General features: G+C 68.5%; 22 protein-coding genes. 20 read left to right on the top strand and 2 right to left on the bottom strand.

All coding sequences use genetic code 11. The features are described from left to right. Positions 1 to 8: 8 nt before the first annotated feature. From rplF to ACIQM4_RS08190, 16 genes are all read left to right on the top strand, one after another. Positions 9 to 548 (top strand): 50S ribosomal protein L6, encoded by a 540-nt coding sequence (gene rplF / locus ACIQM4_RS08265; RefSeq protein WP_362417316.1) that lies wholly within the window; start codon positions 9 to 11, stop codon positions 546 to 548. A 3-nt stretch (positions 549 to 551) separates the two neighbouring features. Beyond that, positions 552 to 935 (top strand): 50S ribosomal protein L18, encoded by a 384-nt coding sequence (gene rplR, locus ACIQM4_RS08260; RefSeq protein ID WP_362417319.1) that lies wholly within the window; start codon positions 552 to 554, stop codon positions 933 to 935. Between the two features lie 46 nt (positions 936 to 981). Next, positions 982 to 1584, top strand: a complete 603-nt coding sequence (gene rpsE / locus ACIQM4_RS08255; protein ID WP_097866720.1) for a 30S ribosomal protein S5 — start codon at positions 982 to 984, stop codon at positions 1582 to 1584. Further along, entirely contained in the window at positions 1584 to 1766 is a 183-nt protein-coding gene (rpmD, locus tag ACIQM4_RS08250; RefSeq protein ID WP_345228942.1) for a 50S ribosomal protein L30, read from the top strand. The genes rpsE and rpmD overlap by 1 nt, the downstream gene beginning before the upstream one ends. 1 nt (position 1767) lies before the next feature. After that, entirely contained in the window at positions 1768 to 2223 is a 456-nt protein-coding gene (gene rplO, locus ACIQM4_RS08245) for a 50S ribosomal protein L15 (protein ID WP_401587658.1), read from the top strand. A gap of 224 nt (positions 2224 to 2447) precedes the next feature. Continuing rightward, a complete protein-coding gene (gene secY, locus ACIQM4_RS08240) occupies positions 2448 to 3770 on the top strand; it encodes a preprotein translocase subunit SecY (protein WP_401587656.1) in 1323 nt (440 codons plus the stop codon). After that, positions 3770 to 4423: an adenylate kinase gene (locus ACIQM4_RS08235; RefSeq protein WP_401587653.1), complete on the top strand. Its 654-nt coding sequence runs from the start codon at positions 3770 to 3772 to the stop codon at positions 4421 to 4423. The genes secY and ACIQM4_RS08235 overlap by 1 nt, the downstream gene beginning before the upstream one ends. 128 nt (positions 4424 to 4551) lie before the next feature. Continuing rightward, positions 4552 to 5388, top strand: a complete 837-nt coding sequence (map, locus tag ACIQM4_RS08230; protein ID WP_401587651.1) for a type I methionyl aminopeptidase — start codon at positions 4552 to 4554, stop codon at positions 5386 to 5388. Positions 5389 to 5582: 194 nt separating this feature from the next. Continuing rightward, positions 5583 to 5804 carry a translation initiation factor IF-1 gene (infA, locus tag ACIQM4_RS08225; RefSeq protein ID WP_003956442.1) on the top strand — a complete coding sequence of 74 codons (222 nt, stop codon included), beginning with the start codon at positions 5583 to 5585 and terminating at the stop codon, positions 5802 to 5804. A 57-nt stretch (positions 5805 to 5861) separates the two neighbouring features. Then, on the top strand, positions 5862 to 5975 hold the full coding sequence (gene rpmJ, locus ACIQM4_RS08220) for a 50S ribosomal protein L36 (protein WP_009740505.1): 114 nt from the start codon (positions 5862 to 5864) through the stop codon (positions 5973 to 5975). A gap of 198 nt (positions 5976 to 6173) precedes the next feature. Then, the gene (rpsM, locus tag ACIQM4_RS08215) at positions 6174 to 6554 is read left to right on the top strand and encodes a 30S ribosomal protein S13 (protein ID WP_401587647.1); all 381 of its coding nucleotides are present in this window, start codon (positions 6174 to 6176) and stop codon (positions 6552 to 6554) included. A 72-nt stretch (positions 6555 to 6626) separates the two neighbouring features. Next, a complete protein-coding gene (rpsK, locus tag ACIQM4_RS08210) occupies positions 6627 to 7031 on the top strand; it encodes a 30S ribosomal protein S11 (RefSeq protein WP_003948617.1) in 405 nt (134 codons plus the stop codon). A gap of 230 nt (positions 7032 to 7261) precedes the next feature. Then, positions 7262 to 8284, top strand: a complete 1023-nt coding sequence (locus ACIQM4_RS08205; protein ID WP_185028035.1) for a DNA-directed RNA polymerase subunit alpha — start codon at positions 7262 to 7264, stop codon at positions 8282 to 8284. A 95-nt stretch (positions 8285 to 8379) separates the two neighbouring features. Next, entirely contained in the window at positions 8380 to 8865 is a 486-nt protein-coding gene (gene rplQ, locus ACIQM4_RS08200) for a 50S ribosomal protein L17 (protein WP_266659686.1), read from the top strand. Between the two features lie 124 nt (positions 8866 to 8989). Continuing rightward, positions 8990 to 9862: a tRNA pseudouridine(38-40) synthase TruA gene (truA, locus tag ACIQM4_RS08195; RefSeq protein ID WP_401587643.1), complete on the top strand. Its 873-nt coding sequence runs from the start codon at positions 8990 to 8992 to the stop codon at positions 9860 to 9862. 97 nt (positions 9863 to 9959) lie between these two features. Beyond that, entirely contained in the window at positions 9960 to 10748 is a 789-nt protein-coding gene (locus tag ACIQM4_RS08190; protein WP_401587640.1) for a hypothetical protein, read from the top strand. A 28-nt stretch (positions 10749 to 10776) separates the two neighbouring features. On the opposite strand, the gene ACIQM4_RS08185 is transcribed toward ACIQM4_RS08190, so the two are convergent. Then, positions 10777 to 11709 (bottom strand): hypothetical protein, encoded by a 933-nt coding sequence (locus tag ACIQM4_RS08185; protein WP_401587638.1) that lies wholly within the window; start codon positions 11707 to 11709, stop codon positions 10777 to 10779. Positions 11710 to 11815: 106 nt separating this feature from the next. After that, the gene (locus tag ACIQM4_RS08180; RefSeq protein WP_401588238.1) at positions 11816 to 12808 is read right to left on the bottom strand and encodes a hypothetical protein; all 993 of its coding nucleotides are present in this window, start codon (positions 12806 to 12808) and stop codon (positions 11816 to 11818) included. 413 nt (positions 12809 to 13221) lie between these two features. On the opposite strand from ACIQM4_RS08180, the gene ACIQM4_RS08175 reads away from it, so the two are divergent. From ACIQM4_RS08175 to glmM, 4 genes are all read left to right on the top strand, one after another. Then, positions 13222 to 14841 (top strand): ABC-F family ATP-binding cassette domain-containing protein, encoded by a 1620-nt coding sequence (locus ACIQM4_RS08175; RefSeq protein WP_401587636.1) that lies wholly within the window; start codon positions 13222 to 13224, stop codon positions 14839 to 14841. A gap of 291 nt (positions 14842 to 15132) precedes the next feature. Further along, a complete protein-coding gene (rplM, locus tag ACIQM4_RS08170) occupies positions 15133 to 15576 on the top strand; it encodes a 50S ribosomal protein L13 (RefSeq protein ID WP_401587633.1) in 444 nt (147 codons plus the stop codon). Positions 15577 to 15620: 44 nt separating this feature from the next. Beyond that, positions 15621 to 16148, top strand: a complete 528-nt coding sequence (rpsI, locus tag ACIQM4_RS08165; RefSeq protein WP_398417557.1) for a 30S ribosomal protein S9 — start codon at positions 15621 to 15623, stop codon at positions 16146 to 16148. Positions 16149 to 16399: 251 nt separating this feature from the next. Then, a complete protein-coding gene (gene glmM / locus ACIQM4_RS08160) occupies positions 16400 to 17758 on the top strand; it encodes a phosphoglucosamine mutase (RefSeq protein ID WP_401587630.1) in 1359 nt (452 codons plus the stop codon). Positions 17759 to 17834: the final 76 nt, after the last annotated feature.

The raw sequence follows: 17834 nt of genomic DNA, 5'->3' as shown, positions 1-17834 counted from the left end.
GAAAGCTAATGTCGCGAATCGGCAAGCTCCCCATCCAGGTTCCCGCTGGTGTGGACGTCACCATCGACGGCCGCACGGTTGCCGTGAAGGGTCCCAAGGGCTCCCTCACGCACACTGTTGCCGCGCCGATCGAGATTGTTAAGGGCGAGGACGGCGTTCTCAACGTCAACCGCCCCAACGACGAGCGTCAGAACAAGGCCCTCCACGGCCTGTCCCGCACGCTGGTGGCGAACATGATCACCGGTGTGACCCAGGGATACAGCAAGGCGCTCGAGATCAGCGGTGTGGGTTACCGCGTCCAGGCGAAGGGCTCCAACCTGGAGTTCGCGCTGGGCTACAGCCACCCCATCGTGATCGAGGCCCCCGAAGGCATCACCTTCAAGGTCGAGTCGCCCACGAAGCTCAGCGTCGAGGGCATCGACAAGCAGAAGGTCGGCGAGGTCGCCGCTAACATCCGCAAGCTGCGGAAGCCCGACCCGTACAAGGCCAAGGGCGTCAAGTACGCCGGCGAGGTCATCCGCCGCAAGGTCGGAAAGGCGGGTAAGTAAGCCATGGCATACGGTGTAAAGATCGCCAAGGGTGACGCGTACAAGCGCGCTGCCATCAAGCGACGTCACGTCCGCATCCGCAAGCACGTCTCCGGCACGCCGGAGCGTCCTCGCCTGGTCGTGACCCGCTCCAACCGCAACATCGTGGCCCAGGTCATCGACGACATCGCGGGCCACACGCTCGCATCGGCGTCGACCCTGGACACCTCGATCCGCGGCGGCGAGGGCGACAAGAGCGCCCAGGCCCAGCAGGTTGGCGCACTTGTCGCCGAGCGTGCGAAGGCCGCCGGCGTCGAGACCGTCGTGTTCGACCGTGGTGGCAACAGGTACGCCGGGCGCATTGCCGCTCTGGCTGACGCCGCCCGCGAAGCCGGGCTGAAGTTCTAAGCCCCGGTTCCGGGACTAACGGACGTAACAGAGAGAGGTAAATCCAATGGCTGGACCCCAGCGCCGCGGAAGCGGTGCCGGTGGCGGCGAGCGGCGGGACCGGAAGGGTCGCGACGGTGGCGCTGCCGCCGAGAAGACCGCTTACGTTGAGCGCGTTGTCGCGATCAACCGCGTTGCCAAGGTTGTCAAGGGTGGTCGTCGCTTCAGCTTCACCGCGCTCGTCGTGGTCGGAGACGGTGACGGCACCGTAGGTGTCGGTTACGGCAAGGCCAAGGAAGTTCCCGCGGCCATCGCCAAGGGCGTTGAAGAGGCCAAGAAGAGCTTCTTCAAGGTTCCGCGTATCCAGGGCACCATCCCTCACCCGATCACGGGTGAAAAGGCTGCGGGCGTCGTCCTGCTCAAGCCGGCTTCCCCCGGTACCGGCGTTATCGCCGGTGGCCCGGTGCGTGCCGTGCTCGAGTGCGCCGGCGTGCACGACATCCTGTCGAAGTCGCTCGGTTCGTCGAACGCGATCAACATCGTGCACGCGACCGTGGCTGCCCTTCAGGGTCTGCAGCGTCCCGAGGAGATCGCGGCCCGCCGTGGTCTGCCCCTTGAGGACGTCGCCCCGGCGGCTCTGCTCCGTGCTCGTGCGGGAGCGGGTGCGTAATGGCCCGTCTCGAGATCACGCAGACCAAGTCGTACATCGGCAGCAAGCAGAACCACCGCGACACCCTGCGTTCGCTCGGGCTCAAGCGCCTGAACGACGTGGTTGTCAAGGAGGACCGCCCCGAGTTCCGCGGAATGGTGCACACCGTCCGCCACCTCGTGTCGGTCAAGGAGGTCGACTGACATGGCGGAGAACAACCCGCTGAAGGTCCACAACCTCCGTCCCGCTCCGGGCGCCAAGACCGCCAAGACCCGTGTGGGTCGTGGTGAGGCGTCGAAGGGCAAGACGGCCGGTCGTGGTACCAAGGGCACGAAGGCCCGTTACCAGGTTCCGCAGCGCTTCGAGGGTGGCCAGATGCCCCTCCACATGCGCCTGCCGAAGCTCAAGGGCTTCAAGAACCCGTTCCGCACGGAGTTCCAGGTCGTGAACCTGGACAAGCTCGGCGCTCTCTACCCCGAGGGTGGAGAGGTCACGGTGGCCGACCTGGTCGCCAAGGGCGCTGTGCGCAACAACCACCTCGTCAAGGTCCTTGGCCAGGGCGAGATCTCCGTGGCGCTGACGGTTTCGGTTGACGCCGTCTCCGCCTCCGCCAAGGAGAAGATCGCTGCCGCTGGCGGCAGCGTCACCGAGCTCGTCTGAGACAGCTCGATGGCTTGAACATCCGACCGGGGATGCCTCTCATATGGGGCATCCCCGGTTGGTCGTTCCTAGGGGGCGGGGTCCGCCGGTATGGTGGCGTGCACTGTTAACTTTCGCGCGGTGTGCCCACAACGCTGTCCGCTCGTTTTTTGACTGATACGTATTCGTCGATCCTCAATACCGTCACCCTTCGACGCAGTAGCGCGGGGGTCGCAGGAGGCACCGTGCTCACCGCGTTCGCCCGGGCGTTCAAGACGCCCGACCTGCGCAAGAAGCTGCTCTTCACACTCGGCATCATTGTGCTGTTCCGGCTCGGCGCGCACATTCCTGTCCCGGGCGTCAACTACAAGAACGTGCAGACCTGCATCGACCTCGCCAAGGACGGCGGCGGTGGCCTCTTCGGTCTGGTCAACATGTTCAGTGGTGGCGCGCTGTTGCAGATCACGATCTTCGCGCTCGGCATCATGCCGTACATCACGGCGAGCATCATCCTTCAGCTGCTGACCGTGGTGATCCCACGGCTGGAAGCCCTCAAGAAGGAGGGGCAGTCGGGCACGGCCAAGATCACGCAGTACACGCGTTATCTGACCGTGGCGCTGGCCATCCTGCAGGGCACCGGCCTGGTCGCCACCGCCAACTCGGGTGCGCTGTTCCAGGCTTGCCCCGAGGCTGTCCGCTCGCAGATCGTGCCGGACAAGTCGATCTTCACCACCGCCGTCATGGTCATCACCATGACCGCCGGCACCGCGATGGTGATGTGGCTCGGTGAGCTCGTCACCGACCGCGGCATCGGCAACGGCATGTCCATCCTGATGTTCATCTCGATCGCCGCGGGCTTCCCCGGATCGCTGTGGGCCATCAAGGAGTCGGGCAAGCTGGCGAACGGCTGGATCGAGTTCGCCGTGGTGATCCTGGTCGGATTCGCCATGGTCGGCCTGGTGGTGTTCGTGGAGCAGGCTCAGCGCCGTATCCCAGTCCAGTACGCGAAGCGCATGATCGGCCGGAAGTCGTACGGCGGCACCTCGACGTACATCCCGCTGAAGGTGAACCAGGCGGGTGTCATCCCCGTCATCTTCGCTTCTTCGCTGCTCTACATCCCTGCCCTGATCGTCCAGTTCTCCGGATCCACCGCCGGTTGGGCCCAGTGGATCTCGAACAACATGGTCAAGGGCGACCATCCCTACTACATCGTCACGTACTTCCTGTTGATCGTGTTCTTCGCCTTCTTCTACGTGGCGATCTCGTTCAACCCCGAAGAAGTCGCTGACAACATGAAGAAGTATGGTGGCTTCATCCCGGGCATCCGGGCAGGTCGACCTACTGCTGAGTACCTGAGTTACGTGCTGAACCGCATCACGTGGCCGGGATCGCTGTACCTGGGTCTGATCGCTCTCGTGCCGACGATGGCGTTGGCCGGCTTCGGTGCCAGCCAGGACTTCCCGTTCGGCGGCACAAGCATCCTCATCATCGTGGGTGTGGGTCTGGAGACCGTGAAGCAGATCGAGAGCCAGCTCCAGCAGCGCAATTACGAAGGGTTCCTCCGCTGATGCGTATCGTCCTCGTCGGGCCGCCGGGCGCTGGCAAGGGAACGCAGGCCGCGTTCCTCGCCAAGAACCTGTCGATCCCGCACATTTCGACGGGTGACCTCTTCCGGGCCAACATCAGCCAGGGCACTGCCCTCGGCAAGCAGGCCAAGGCCATCATGGATGCCGGAAATCTGGTCCCCGACGAGGTCACGATCGGTATGGCGCTGGACCGCATGGCCCAGAGCGACGCCGAGAACGGTTTCCTGCTGGACGGCTTCCCGCGCAACGTCTTCCAGGCCGAGGCCCTGGACGAGGCGCTGAAGGCCCAGGGCCAGACCCTCGACGCCGTCCTGGACCTGGAGGTCCCGGAGGACGAGGTCGTGAAGCGGATCGCCGGCCGGCGCATCTGCCGCAACGATTCGGCCCATGTCTTCCACGCCACGTACACCCCGCCGAAGACCGAGGGCGTCTGTGACGTCTGTGGCGGCGAGCTCTACCAGCGCCCGGACGACACCGAGGAGACCGTGCGCAAGCGGCTCGACGTCTACCACACGCAGACCGAGCCGATCATCGACCACTACAAGGCGCAGGGCCTGGTGGTCACCCTTTCCGCGGAAGGCAAGGTCGCCGAGGTGACCGAGCGCGCGATGGACGCCCTGAAGAAGACCGCCTAGGCCCCTGCGGGTCGCCCGGGTTCTGTACGTACGACGGTGAAGGCCGCGGTGTCCATGGGGCGCCGCGGCCTCGCTGTTGGGGCCGTACTGTGGAATCGAAGTCAACGAAGAGCGTGGAAGGCACACCCATGGTGGAGATCAAGACTCCCGAGCAGATCGCGAAGATGCGTGAGGCGGGGCTGGTCGTCGCCGCCATCCACGCGGCGACGCGGGCGGCGGCCGTTCCCGGCGCCAGTACGAAGGACCTCGACGAGGTCGCCCGCAAGGTGCTCGCCGAGCACGGCGCCAAGTCCAACTTCCTGGGCTACGGCGGCTTCCCGGCGACCATCTGCACCTCGGTGAACGAGGTCGTCGTGCACGGCATCCCGGACGAGAAGACCGTCCTGGCGGACGGCGACATCATCTCGATCGACTGCGGCGCCATCGTCGACGGCTGGCACGGCGACGCCGCGTACACCGCCTTCGTCGGCGGCGGGCACGCCCCGGAGCTCCTTGAGCTGTCCAGGGTGACCGAGGAGTCGATGTGGGCGGGCATCGCCGCGATGAAGGTCGGCAACCGCCTGGTGGACGTGTCCAAGTCCATCGAGGGCTACATCCGCCGCCAGCCGCGGCCGGCCACCGGCAAGTACGGGATCATCGAGGACTACGGCGGGCACGGCATCGGCACCGAGATGCACATGGACCCGCACGTGCTGAACTACGTCACGCGCAAGCGCGGCAAGGGCATCAAGCTGGTCCCCGGCGTGTGCCTGGCCATCGAGCCGATGGTGTCGCTGGGCACGGCCCAGACCGAGACCCTCTCCGACGACTGGACGGTCATCACGACGGACGGCACCTGGTCCTCGCACTGGGAGCACTCCATCGCCCTGACCGAGAACGGCCCCCTGGTACTGACCGCCGTCGACGGCGGCAAGGCGAAGCTGGCCGAGTACGGAATCACGGCGGCACCGGACCCGCTGGCGTAGGGGCCCGGTGGTCGGGTGAAGGCTTGGGCCTGCTGGGGTGAAAGCCGCATAACGATCATCAGTGTTGGGCAAACTTGACGGATTCGTCTTTTCGGGTGGCCTGACGTAGACTGACTCGTCGGCTCTCGTGCATCCGTATGCCTGCATTTCAGATGCGGAGAGTCGATCAAGGTAGCCGATTCGAAGGGCGAAGCGTGGCCAAGAAGCAAGGTGCCATCGAAATCGAGGGCACCGTGATCGAGTCCCTCCCGAACGCAATGTTCAAGGTGGAACTGCAGAACGGTCACAAAGTCCTCGCGCACATCAGCGGCAAGATGCGGATGCACTACATCCGCATCCTCCCGGATGACAGGGTCGTCGTGGAGCTCTCTCCTTACGACCTGACGCGTGGCCGGATCGTCTACCGGTACAAGTAGATCTGCCGAGCCCCTTCCGGGGGGCTAGTGGCACTGACCCGGAGAACCTGACATCCCATGAAGGTCAAGCCGAGCGTCAAGAAGATCTGCGACAAGTGCAAGGTGATCCGCCGTCACGGCCGGGTCATGGTCATCTGCGAAAACCTGCGCCACAAGCAGCGCCAGGGCTGACGCACGACCTTTCCTGCATCTCGCAGTTCTTCGCGCGACGCAAGCAATTCGTACATACGCAGAGCACGACCGGCCCGCGTGGCTGGCGGCACCTCCGGCGGGGGCCGGGGACCCGGACGTACCATGCCCACCCAGGTGGGATCGGCGGTCGGGAGCAGCTCTGTGGAAGACCCCCGAAATAACAACTGGAGCCATTGAATGGCACGCGTTTCAGGTGTTGACATCCCGCGCGAAAAGCGCGTGGAGATCGCACTCACCTACGTCTTCGGTATCGGGCGCACCCGGTCCAAGGAGATTCTCGCCGAGACCGGCGTGAACCCGAACACCCGCGTTCGTGACCTGGCCGAAGAGGACCTGGTCAAGATCCGCGAGTACGTGGACGCCAACCTGCGCACCGAGGGTGACCTCCGTCGCGAGGTGCAGGCCGACATCCGCCGCAAGGTCGAGATCGGCTGCTACCAGGGTCTGCGTCACCGTCGCGGCCTGCCGGTCCACGGTCAGCGCACCAGCACCAACGCGCGTACCCGCAAGGGCCCGCGTCGCGCGATCGCCGGTAAGAAGAAGCCGGGCAAGAAGTAGTCCTCAGCCGGACGCTTTTCAAGCGGTCTTCGCTGTAGGACCGATCACCTCCCTCTCCATCTGGAGTAAGACATGCCCCCCAAGGGACGTCAGGGCGCTGCCAAGAAGGTGCGCCGCAAGGAAAAGAAGAACGTCGCTCACGGCCACGCGCACATCAAGAGCACGTTCAACAACACGATCGTGTCCATCACGGACCCGACCGGCAACGTGATCTCGTGGGCCTCCGCCGGCCACGTGGGCTTCAAGGGCTCGCGCAAGTCCACCCCCTTCGCCGCGCAGATGGCCGCCGAGTCGGCCGCCCGCCGCGCGCAGGAGCACGGCATGCGCAAGGTCGACGTCTTCGTCAAGGGTCCCGGCTCCGGCCGTGAGACCGCGATCCGCTCCCTCCAGGCCACCGGCCTTGAGGTCGGCTCGATCCAGGACGTCACCCCGACGCCGCACAACGGCTGCCGCCCGCCGAAGCGCCGTCGCGTCTGATTCGTCGCCCTTCTGGGCGCCGGAACTCCTGGCCGGACCGCTTGTCCGGCCGGGAGCCCGGGGATCACTCCCCGGAAAAATGCAGTGCGTGAGGCGAGTGGGGCCCCGGAGACCGACCTCCGTGGCCCGCCCGCCGCACGTTTCGGGCGGTGCGGCTCCTCGGAGCCGTACCGCCCGTACCCTTGTGGTAGTTGGCGTCAAATAGTGGGCGCCAAGAACAAAGGAACCCCATGCTTATTGCTCAGCGCCCGTCGCTGACCGAAGAGGTCGTCGACGAGTACCGCTCCCGGTTCGTCATCGAGCCGCTGGAGCCCGGCTTCGGTTACACGCTCGGTAACTCCCTGCGCCGTACCCTCCTGTCGTCCATCCCGGGTGCCGCTGTCACCAGCATCCGGATCGACGGTGTCCTGCACGAGTTCACCACCGTGCCGGGCGTCAAGGAGGACGTCACCGACCTCATCCTCAACATCAAGCAGCTGGTCGTCTCCTCGGAGCACGACGAGCCGGTCGTGATGTACCTGCGCAAGCAGGGTCCCGGCCTGGTCACCGCTGCTGACATCGCGCCCCCGGCCGGTGTCGAGGTGCACAACCCGGACCTGGTCCTCGCCACGCTCAACGGCAAGGGCAAGCTGGAGATGGAGCTGACCGTCGAGCGCGGTCGCGGCTACGTCTCCGCCGTCCAGAACAAGCAGGTGGGCCAGGAGATCGGTCGCATTCCGGTCGACTCCATCTACTCCCCGGTGCTCAAGGTCACGTACAAGGTCGAGGCGACCCGTGTCGAGCAGCGCACCGACTTCGACAAGCTGATCGTCGACGTCGAGACCAAGCAGGCCATGCGTCCCCGTGACGCCATGGCGTCGGCCGGCAAGACCCTGGTCGAGCTGTTCGGTCTGGCGCGCGAGCTCAACATCGACGCCGAGGGCATCGACATGGGCCCGTCCCCGACGGACGCCGCGCTCGCTGCCGATCTCGCCCTGCCGATCGAGGAGCTTGAGCTCACCGTTCGGTCGTACAACTGCCTCAAGCGCGAGGGCATCCACTCGGTGGGCGAGCTCGTGGCCCGCTCCGAGGCGGACCTGCTCGACATTCGTAACTTCGGTGCGAAGTCGATCGACGAGGTCAAGATGAAGCTCAACGGCATGGGCCTGGCCCTCAAGGACAGTCCTCCCGGGTTCGACCCGACCGCCGCCGCCGACGCCTTCGGCGCCGACGACGACGCGGATGCCGGTTTCGTGGAGACCGAGCAGTACTGAGCCCCGGCTCACTGAAATCTTCCGTCGGGCAGTAGCTCGTCGGTAACTGACACCGGTACCTGATACGGCCGGTGCAGATCACAAGGAGAAACACCATGCCGCGTCCCGCAAAGGGTGCCCGTCTGGGCGGCAGCGCCGCGCACGAGAAGCTGCTCCTCGCCAACCTGGCGAAGTCGCTCTTCGAGCACGGTCGCATCACGACGACCGAGGCGAAGGCCCGCCGCCTGCGCCCCGTCGCCGAGCGTCTCGTCACGAAGGCGAAGAAGGGCGACATCCACAACCGTCGCCTGGTTCTTCAGACGATCACGGACAAGAGCATCGTGCACACGCTGTTCACCGAGATCGCGCCGCGCTACGAGAACCGCCCCGGTGGTTACACGCGCATCACGAAGATCGGCAACCGTCGTGGCGACAACGCCCCGATGGCGGTCATCGAGCTGGTCGAGGCCCTGACCGTGCAGCAGAACGCTGTCGGCGAGGCCGAGGCTGCCACGAAGCGCGCGGTCAAGGAAGACGACGCCAAGGCCGAGCAGGCCGAGGTCGTCGAGGACGCGAAGCCCGAGGGCGACGAGTCCAAGTAGTTCTCAGCGGTACCTGGACGGGCCCGTTCCCAGTTTTTCTGGGGGCGGGCCCGTTCCTTGTTGTGCGGGCCCGTTCCTGTCGTGCGGGCCGCCGGGCGGTGTGGTGCGAGTGGAGGTTGGGGCTGTGGCTGACGAGGTGGCGGACGGATTTGTACGGGTGCGGCTCGACCTCTCGTACGACGGCAAGGAATTCTCCGGGTGGGCGAAGCAGCCGAGCGGGCGGCGGACCGTGCAGGGGGAGATTGAGGCGGCGCTGCGGACGGTGACGCGCTCGGAGACCACCTATGACCTGACGGTCGCCGGGCGGACCGACTCCGGGGTGCACGCGCGGGGCCAGGTCGCGCACGTGGACCTGCCGCGGGACGTGTGGGCCGAGCACGAGGAGAAGCTGCTGCGGCGGCTGGCGGGCCGGCTGGGGCACGACGTACGGGTGTGGAAGGTGGCGCGGGCTCCCGAGGGGTTCAACGCGCGGTTCTCGGCGATCTGGCGCCGTTACCGCTACCGGGTGTCGGACCACCCCGGGGGAGTGGACCCGCTGATCCGCAGTCATGTGCTGTGGCACGACTGGGCGTTGGACGTCGAGAAGATGAACGCCGCGTCGGCGCGGCTGCTCGGGGAGCACGACTTCGCCGCGTACTGCAAGAAGCGGGAGGGGGCGACGACGATTCGCACCCTCCAGGAGCTGTGGTGGGAGCGGGGTACGGACGGGGTCGTCACCGGCACGGTGCGGGCCGACGCCTTCTGCCACAACATGGTGCGCTCGCTGGTGGGCGCGCTGTTGTACGTGGGGGACGGGCACCGGGAGGTGGAGTGGCCGGCGGAGGTGCTGGCGGCTGGGGTGCGGGACTCGTCGGTGCACGTGGTGAAGGCGCACGGGCTGACGCTGGAGGAAGTGGCCTACCCGGCGGACGAGTTGCTGGCGGCACGGGCGGTGGAGGCCCGCAACGTGCGGACCCTGCCGGGCGCCGTCCTGCCGCCGGCGGACGGGTGCTGCTGAGGGGCCGCGGGGGCGGTTCCGGCTTCCACGGGTCGTTGTCAGTGGGCTGTGGGATGGTGTTTTCGGACATCAATTCCGATGGCTTACGGGGGCTTTGATGACGGGGGAACGAAAACGCGGGGTGTGGGTCCTGGTCGTTGCGGTACTGCTGTTCGGTGTGGTGGTGCTGCCCCAGGTCTGGGAGAAGGACGAGAAGGATGGGCGCCCGGCGCAGGCGGCCGGGGTGTCGCTCGGGGTGCCCGGGGCGGACGAGCGAACCGGCGGGCCGGGCGAGGGGCTGCCCGGTGGGGCGTCTGCGGGTGGATCTCCTGCTCCCGCCGCGGCGGGAGCGCCGGCCGGGGGTGCGGAGTCCGAGGCCGGTGACGAGAGCGACGAGGCGGCGGTGGGCAAGGCCTTCGCCGCGGCGCGGGCCGGGGACTGTCTCGCCCTGTTCGACACGGGGAAGGGCTGGAACACCCGGATACCGCAGAAGGTGAGCTGCGCCGGGGACGCCGGGCTGACCCGGGTCAGCGCCGTGCGGACCGGCTGGAGCGCCTGCCCGACGGGCGACGGACTGTCGTACGTGGTGCACCGGTCGGCGGCGGGCAAGCGGGTGCTGTGCCTGACCAGGCAGTACCAGGCCGGGTACTGCGTGCTGGCGGAGCGGACCACGGGCCGGGGCGCGGACGGCGGCATGCGGCTCGGCGCGATGACGGCCGTCGACTGCAAGGCGGGGCGGACCCCGCCTCCGTACGACACGGTCCTGCACATCACCGGGGTGTACGAGCCCTCGTCCGGGCGGGCGCCGGGGAGTTGCCGACGGGCCGCGGGGGACCGGACGCTCTACTGGTCCTGGCAGGTGGACGGGGGCGACACCCTGCTCTGCACGATGCTCTACCGGCGCTAGCCGCGGTACGGACAGGGCAGGGGAGGGGTCAGCGACGGGTGGCCGCCCAGAGGAGCGCGCCGGCCCCGGCGAGAGCGAGGAAGGCCACGCTGCCGACCGCGTAAAGGAAGGGGAACCAGAGGACGGCGAGCAGGGCGCAGTAACCGGCGGACACCACGGAGAGCCCGAGCTGCACGCGCGGCGGACCGCTGCGGTTGAGACGTACGAGTACGGCGACGAAGACGGCGGACCACAGGGCGGCGCGGGGCTGGTCGAAGGTGACGAGGCGGGCGAGGTCGCCAAAGGCTCCGTACCAGCTCTCCCGCGCCAGGTCGGCTTGCATACCGGCGATCTCGCGCAGGCTGTCGGGGCCCCCGGCGGCGCGCTGGGCGTCGGAGAGGGAGCCCGCTGCCGTGCGGAAGTACTCGTACACGGTGAGCAGCGTGAAGCCGAGGGTGTGCAGGACGCCGGTGGCGAACCCGGTGGCCCGGCCCCGCCGCACGGCCCGGAGCGCCTCCGGGTCGGCCGTGAGGAGCTCGGCCGGATCGGGGGCGGCAGGCTCTTCGGACTGCTGGCGGTGCTGGCGGTGCTGGCGGTGCTGGTTGTGGCGGGGCGGCGCGGGGGCTTCTTCCGGACGGCGGACGCCGGGGCGCGCCGGAACGCGAAGGGGGCGTGTGTGGTGGGAGCCTGCCGGGGGCTGCGCCGTGGTGGGGGATGCCTGGTGGGGGACGACCTTGGGCCAGGATTTCTTCGCGGGGCCGGGTGGTGCGGGGGCCGACGGGGATTGCGCGGGGGCGGGCCGTGGTGAGTCGGTGGGGGTCTTCTTGGCGGGGCCTGGTGACGTGGGGGCGTCCGGGTGCGGTGGGGTGGCCGGTGGGGTGGTTTTTGCGGGGTTCGGGGTGGTCTGGTTCGGCTGGGGGGTGGTGTCTTGCGGGGAGGGGGAGTCCGAGGTGTGGTGCTGGTCGGTCCTGCCCGTTTCCATGCGGTTTCGCCCCCCGGTGGTGGCAGGCCCTTGCGTTGCCACGCCGACAGGGTAGTCAGCGGGGCGAAGGGCCCGCCAGGGGCCGGGGCGGGGGCCGGGCGGTGGCTCAGCTGTCGGCGGTGGTGGCGGTTGCCGCCGCCGAGGCCTGGGCGCGACCGCGTTCGACGATGCGCAGGAAGGTGTACTTGGCCGCGTCGTCGCCGAGGGCGTAGACCGCCTTGTCTGCGGTGGTGACGTTCCTCTTGTTGCTGCTGAAGCCGCCGACGGTGAAGTAGGCATAGCGGCCGTAGGAGTTGGCGGTCTTGCGGCAGATCGTGCCGTTGCGGCAGAAGATGGGCACCCCGGCGCCGGGCAGGGAGGCGACTCCGCCCTGCACCTGGGCCTTCGCCTTGAGGGCCTGGGCCTCCGTGTCGAAGACCGCGACGCCGACGGTGACCGCGGTACCGCCCTTGGTGAAGGTGGCCCGGATGACCTGGCCGCAGCCGTTCGCGGTGAGGATGCCGCCGAGGGCGCCCTGGGTGGCGGCGGCGCAGTTGGTGGTGCGCTGGGTGGCGCCCTTCGCGTACGAACGGCCGTCCAGGACAAGGGACTTGCCCGGGAAGAGGGTGTCGGCGCTGAGAGGCGCCTTGTCCTTCTGCGCGCTGGAGATGAACTCCTTGGGATCCGGCGGGGGCGGCGGCGCGACCGGCGAGAAGGAGGGGGCCGGGGCGGTCGACTCGGTGGGGAGGGTTTCGGGTGAGGGCAGGGCGGTGCTCTTGCCGTCGTCGGCGGGGGAGCTGCCGGTGGAGACGACGGCCGTGGCGACGAGGGCGCCGACGACGAGGGTGGCGAGCACACCGCCGCTCACGTAGAGGAGCCGTTTGCGCCGGGTGCGGGAGGCTGCGGCGTCGGCGAGGGCGGACCAGTCGGGGGTGGGGCCCGTGGTGTCGGGGTCGGCCGGGGGCGCGCCGAAGGCGTGCGGGGCCGGGGCCGGGGTTGAGGCCGGGCGCGGACGGGGTGGCGGCGGGGGGTGCGGCCCGGCGTGGGGGCCGCCTCCAGGCGCGGTGGCATCGGCTGCGGGACGCGGACCCTCGGTGGGGACGAGTCGCACCGGAGGCATGGGCGCGGCCGGCTGCCGGGGCGGCTGGCCCGGGTAGGGGTTGTGCTGGGAATCCGGCTGGCCCGGGTAGGGGTTGTGCTGAGGGTCCGGCTGGTCCGGGTACGGGTGGTGCTGGGGATTCGGCTGACCCAGGTAGGGGTTGTGCTGGGAGTTCGGCTGACCCGGGTACGGGTTGTGCTGGGGGTGCGGCTGGTCCGGCGGGGGTGTGTCGGGGTGGCCGGGTGGTGGGGGGTATCCGTAACCGGCCTGCTGGGGTTGGTCGTTGCCGTGTGGGGGGCGGCCCCCGGGACCGTCGGCAGGCCCCCCGTGCCCGAAGCTCATGCCGCGCATCCTAACGAGGGGGACGCGGTGCGTGGCGCCCCGCGGTGGTAATCCGGTTGGGGCGGGGAGCCGCGGGCGGCGAGAATGTTCGGATGGGACATCTTGAGGTCGGACACGTCGAGTACTACTTGCCGGACGGGCGGGTGCTGCTCGGTGACGTCTCGTTCCGGGTGGGGGAAGGGGCCGTGGTGGCCCTCGTCGGGCCGAACGGCGCCGGCAAGACGACACTGCTGAAGATCATCGCGGGTGAGCTCCAGGCGCACGGCGGCTCCGTGACCGTGAGCGGTGGGCTCGGGGTGATGGGCCAGTTCGTGGGGTCGGTGCGGGACGAGCGCACCGTGCGTGACCTGCTGGTTTCGGTGGCCCAGCCGAGGATCCGCACCGCCGCGGCCGCCGTGGACAAGGCGGAGACCGCGATCCTGGAGCGGGACGACGAGGCCGCACAGATGGAGTACGCGCAGGCGCTCAGCGACTGGGCCGAGGTGCAGGGGTACGAGGCCGAGACGGTCTGGGACATGTGCACCACGGCCGCGCTCGGCATGCCGTACGACAAGGCGCAGTGGCGCGAGGTGCGGACGCTCAGCGGCGGCGAGCAGAAGCGGCTGGTGCTGGAGGCGCTGCTGCGGGGGCCCGACGAGGTGCTGCTGCTCGACGAGCCGGACAACTACCTGGACGTGCCGGGCAAGCGGTGGCTGGAGGGCAAGCTCAAGGAGACGCGGAAGACCGTGCTCTTCGTCAGTCACGACCGGGAACTGCTGTCGCGGGCCGCGGAGAAGATCGCGAGCGTCGAGCCGGGCCCGACGGGGTCCGAGGTGTGGCTGCACGGCGGGGGTTTCGACACGTACCACGAGGCCCGCAAGGAGCGTTTCGCGCGCTTCGAGGAGCTGCTGCGGCGTTGGCAGGAGGAGCACGCGCGGCTCAAGGCGCTGGTGCTGAGGCTGCGCGGGCAAGCGGCGAGCAGCCCGGACATGGCATCGAGGTATCACGCGATGCAGACGCGGTTCAAGAAGTTCGAGGACGTGGGGCCGCCGCCCGAGCCGCCCCGCAAGCAGGACATCCGGATGCGGCTGCGGGGCGGCCGTACCGGGGTACGGGCGCTGACCGTCGAGGGCCTGGAGCTGACCGGCCTGATGAAGCCGTTCGACCTGGAGGTCTTCTACGGCGAGCGGGTCGCCGTCCTCGGGTCGAACGGATCGGGGAAGTCGCACTTCCTGCGGCTCCTGGCCGGCGACGACGTCAAGCACACGGGGCAGTGGAAGCTGGGCGCCCGGGTGGTGGCCGGGCACTTCGCGCAGACGCACGCGCACCCGGAACTGATGGGGCGCACCCTGGTCGACATCCTGTGGGCCGAGCACTCCAAGGACCGGGGCGGCGCGATGTCGGTGCTGCGGCGCTACGAGCTGGAGGGCCAGGGCGACCAGGGGTTCGACCGGCTGTCGGGCGGGCAGCAGGCGCGGTTCCAGATCCTGCTGCTGGAGCTGCGGGGCACCACGGCGCTGCTGCTCGACGAGCCGACCGACAACCTCGATCTGGAGTCGGCCGAGGCGCTCCAGGAGGGGCTGGAGGCGTACGAGGGGACGGTGCTCGCGGTCACCCACGACCGGTGGTTCGCGAAGTCCTTCGACCGGTATCTGGTCTTCGGGTCGGACGGGGTGGTGCGGGAGACGAGTGAGCCGGTGTGGGACGAGCGCAGGGTGGAGCGGGTGCGGTAGCCGCGGGGTGGGCGGGGCACGGTAGGAGGGGGCACGACATGGGGCACGACAGGGGGGCACGGTAGGGGGGGCACGGCGGGGGCGTTTTGACCCGTGCGGGGGAGCGCGGGTAGTCTCGGCTGTTGTTATACGTAACGGCGTCGTTCTCACGCGAATGACCTTTGCGTAGGTTCCCTGGAGCAGTTACCAGTGGCTCACATACGGGCTTGGTTCCCGGCGGTGTGGGCCCCAGCTGCATGATCGCTTCAGGTGTGTCTGGATCCCATCCACTGAAGAAGCGAAGGCTACGAAGTGCGTACGTACAGCCCCAAGCCCGGCGATGTCACTCGCCAGTGGCACATCATTGACGCGCAGGACATCGTCCTGGGCCGTCTGGCGACCACGGCAGCGAACCTCCTCCGGGGTAAGCACAAGCCGACCTATGCCCCGCACATGGACATGGGTGACTTCGTCATCATCATCAACGCCGAGAAGATCCACCTCTCCGGCAACAAGAAGACCCAGAAGATGGCGTACCGCCACTCGGGCTTCCCGGGCGGTCTGCGCTCGATGCGCTACGACGAGCTCATGGAGAAGAGCCCCGAGAAGGCCGTCGAGAAGGCCATCAAGGGCATGATCCCCAAGAACACCCTGGGCCGTCAGATGCTCTCGAAGCTGAAGGTCTACGCGGGCGACACGCACCCGCACGCTGCTCAGCAGCCGGTCCCGTTCGAGATCACCCAGGTCGCGCAGTAGTTCCGGCCACCCCCTAAGACGTACAGAAAGATCTGAGGAGAATCGTGGCCGAGACCACTGTTGAGACGCCCGTCGAGGGCACCGAGGGCGAAGAGACCTTTGCCGAGGTGACCACCTTCGAGTCGGAGGTTCCCGTCGAGGGCGAGTACACCAGCGAGTCGCTCGCCGGCCGCTTCGGCGACCCGCAGCCCGCCGCCGGCCTTGGCCGTCGCAAGAACGCCATCGCCCGTGTCCGGATCGTTCCGGGCACCGGCAAGTGGAAGATCAACGGGCGTACGCTCGAGGACTACTTCCCGAACAAGGTCCACCAGCAGGAAGTCAACGAGCCCTTCAAGGTGCTCGAACTTGACGACCGCTACGACGTCATCGCCCGTATCTCGGGTGGCGGCGTGTCCGGTCAGGCCGGTGCGCTCCGTCTCGGTGTCGCCCGTGCGCTGAACGAGGCCGACGTCGACAACAACCGCGCCATCCTGAAGAAGGCCGGCTTCCTCTCGCGTGACGACCGTGCGGTCGAGCGCAAGAAGGCCGGTCTCAAGAAGGCCCGCAAGGCGCCGCAGTACAGCAAGCGTTAATCACGCGCCTGCTCAGCAGCATCACCGTTCGCCCCGGTGGCACTTCTCGTGCCGCCGGGGCGTTCGTGTAGTTCATTTGATAACCATTCTTAGACCTTTATTGGACTCCCTCGGGCGTATAACGGGCACAAAGCGCTCAGGGGCGTGCATTTTCGAAGCACGGTTTCGGGACGCGTGGAAGTCGCGTGGGCACCACGTGGGAGCACGTTCAAGCACGGTTTCGAAGCACGACGGCATTTCGGAGGACAGCTGTGGGACGACTCTTCGGCACTGACGGTGTACGCGGCGTTGCCAATGCGGACCTGACGGCGGAGCTGGCGCTCGGCCTGTCGGTCGCGGCGGCGCACGTGCTCGCCGAGGCCGGCACGTTCGAGGGCCATCGGGCGACGGCGGTGGTGGGGCGCGACCCGCGCGCCTCGGGCGAGTTCCTGGAGGCCGCGGTCGTGGCCGGCCTGGCCAGCGCGGGCGTGGACGTCCTGCGCGTCGGTGTGCTGCCCACCCCGGCGGTGGCGTATCTCACCGGTGCGCTGGGCGCCGACCTCGGCGTGATGCTCTCGGCGAGCCACAACGCCATGCCGGACAACGGCATCAAGTTCTTCGCGCGCGGCGGCCACAAGCTCGCCGACGAGCTGGAGGTCCGGATCGAGAAGATCTACGACCAGCACCGCGGCGGCGAGGCCTGGGACCGTCCGACCGGCGCGGGCGTCGGCCGGGTCACGGATTACGACGAGGGCTTCGACAAGTACATCGCGCACCTGATGGGCGTGCTGCCGAACCGTCTCGACGGGCTCAAGGTAGTCCTCGACGAGGCGCACGGCGCGGCCTCCCGCGTCTCGCCCGAGGCGTTCGCGCGGGCCGGCGCCCAGATCGTCACGATCGGCGCCGAGCCGGACGGCCTCAACATCAACGACGGCTACGGCTCCACCCACATGGAGCGCCTGCGGGCCGCCGTCGTCGAGAGCGGCGCCGACCTCGGCATCGCGCACGACGGTGACGCCGACCGCTGCCTGGCAGTCGACGCGGCGGGCCAGGAGGTCGACGGTGACCAGATCCTCGCCGTGCTCTCCCTCGCCATGCGCGAGGCGGGGCAGCTGCGCAAGAACACCGTGGTCGGCACCGTCATGTCCAACCTCGGCTTCAAGCTGGCCATGGAGGGCGAGGGCATCGAGGTCGTCCAGACCGGCGTCGGCGACCGCTACGTCCTGGAGTCGATGAAGGAGCACGGTTACGCGCTCGGCGGCGAGCAGTCAGGACACGTCATCGTCCTGGACCACGCCACCACCGGCGACGGCACCCTGACCGGCCTCATGCTGGCCGCCCGGGTCGCCGCCACCGGCCGCACCCTCGCCGACCTGGCGAGCGTCATGACGCGGCTGCCGCAGATCCTCATCAACGTCCCCGACGTCGACAAGTCGCGCGTCGGTACCTCCCCCGAGCTGGCGGCGGCCGTCGCCGAGGCCGAGCGGGAGCTGGGCGCCACCGGCCGGGTGCTGCTGCGCCCCTCGGGCACCGAGCCGCTGGTGCGCGTGATGGTCGAGGCGGCCGACATCGAGCAGGCCAAGGCGGTCGCCGAGCAGCTGGCGGACGTCGTCAAGTCCGCGCTCGGCTAGTCCGCGCTCGGCCGGTCGCGTTCGGCTGGTCCGCGCTCGGCCGGTCCGCGCTCGGCCGGTCATGTTCGGCCGGTCG

This window comes from Streptomyces sp. NPDC091272 (assembly GCF_044757485.1).
GTDB lineage: Bacteria > Actinomycetota > Actinomycetes > Streptomycetales > Streptomycetaceae > Streptomyces.
The sequence above is the reverse complement of the archived record's forward strand: the minus strand, read 5'-3'. Positions and strand labels throughout refer to the sequence as shown.

Bases quoted from the DNA above. Each gene is read 5' to 3' on its own strand.
- rplF (WP_362417316.1), top strand. From the start codon at position 9: ATGTCGCGAATCGGCAAGCTCCCCATCCAGGTTCCCGCTGGTGTGGAC.
- rplR (WP_362417319.1), top strand. From the start codon at position 552: ATGGCATACGGTGTAAAGATCGCCAAGGGTGACGCGTACAAGCGCGCT.
- rpsE (WP_097866720.1), top strand. From the start codon at position 982: ATGGCTGGACCCCAGCGCCGCGGAAGCGGTGCCGGTGGCGGCGAGCGG.
- rpmD (WP_345228942.1), top strand. From the start codon at position 1,584: ATGGCCCGTCTCGAGATCACGCAGACCAAGTCGTACATCGGCAGCAAG.
- rplO (WP_401587658.1), top strand. From the start codon at position 1,768: ATGGCGGAGAACAACCCGCTGAAGGTCCACAACCTCCGTCCCGCTCCG.
- ACIQM4_RS08235 (WP_401587653.1), top strand. From the start codon at position 3,770: ATGCGTATCGTCCTCGTCGGGCCGCCGGGCGCTGGCAAGGGAACGCAG.
- map (WP_401587651.1), top strand. From the start codon at position 4,552: ATGGTGGAGATCAAGACTCCCGAGCAGATCGCGAAGATGCGTGAGGCG.
- rpmJ (WP_009740505.1), top strand. From the start codon at position 5,862: ATGAAGGTCAAGCCGAGCGTCAAGAAGATCTGCGACAAGTGCAAGGTG.
- rpsM (WP_401587647.1), top strand. From the start codon at position 6,174: ATGGCACGCGTTTCAGGTGTTGACATCCCGCGCGAAAAGCGCGTGGAG.
- rpsK (WP_003948617.1), top strand. From the start codon at position 6,627: ATGCCCCCCAAGGGACGTCAGGGCGCTGCCAAGAAGGTGCGCCGCAAG.
- ACIQM4_RS08205 (WP_185028035.1), top strand. From the start codon at position 7,262: ATGCTTATTGCTCAGCGCCCGTCGCTGACCGAAGAGGTCGTCGACGAG.
- rplQ (WP_266659686.1), top strand. From the start codon at position 8,380: ATGCCGCGTCCCGCAAAGGGTGCCCGTCTGGGCGGCAGCGCCGCGCAC.
- ACIQM4_RS08190 (WP_401587640.1), top strand. From the start codon at position 9,960: ATGACGGGGGAACGAAAACGCGGGGTGTGGGTCCTGGTCGTTGCGGTA.
- ACIQM4_RS08185 (WP_401587638.1), bottom strand. From the start codon at position 11,709: ATGGAAACGGGCAGGACCGACCAGCACCACACCTCGGACTCCCCCTCC.
- ACIQM4_RS08180 (WP_401588238.1), bottom strand. From the start codon at position 12,808: ATGCCTCCGGTGCGACTCGTCCCCACCGAGGGTCCGCGTCCCGCAGCC.
- ACIQM4_RS08175 (WP_401587636.1), top strand. From the start codon at position 13,222: ATGGGACATCTTGAGGTCGGACACGTCGAGTACTACTTGCCGGACGGG.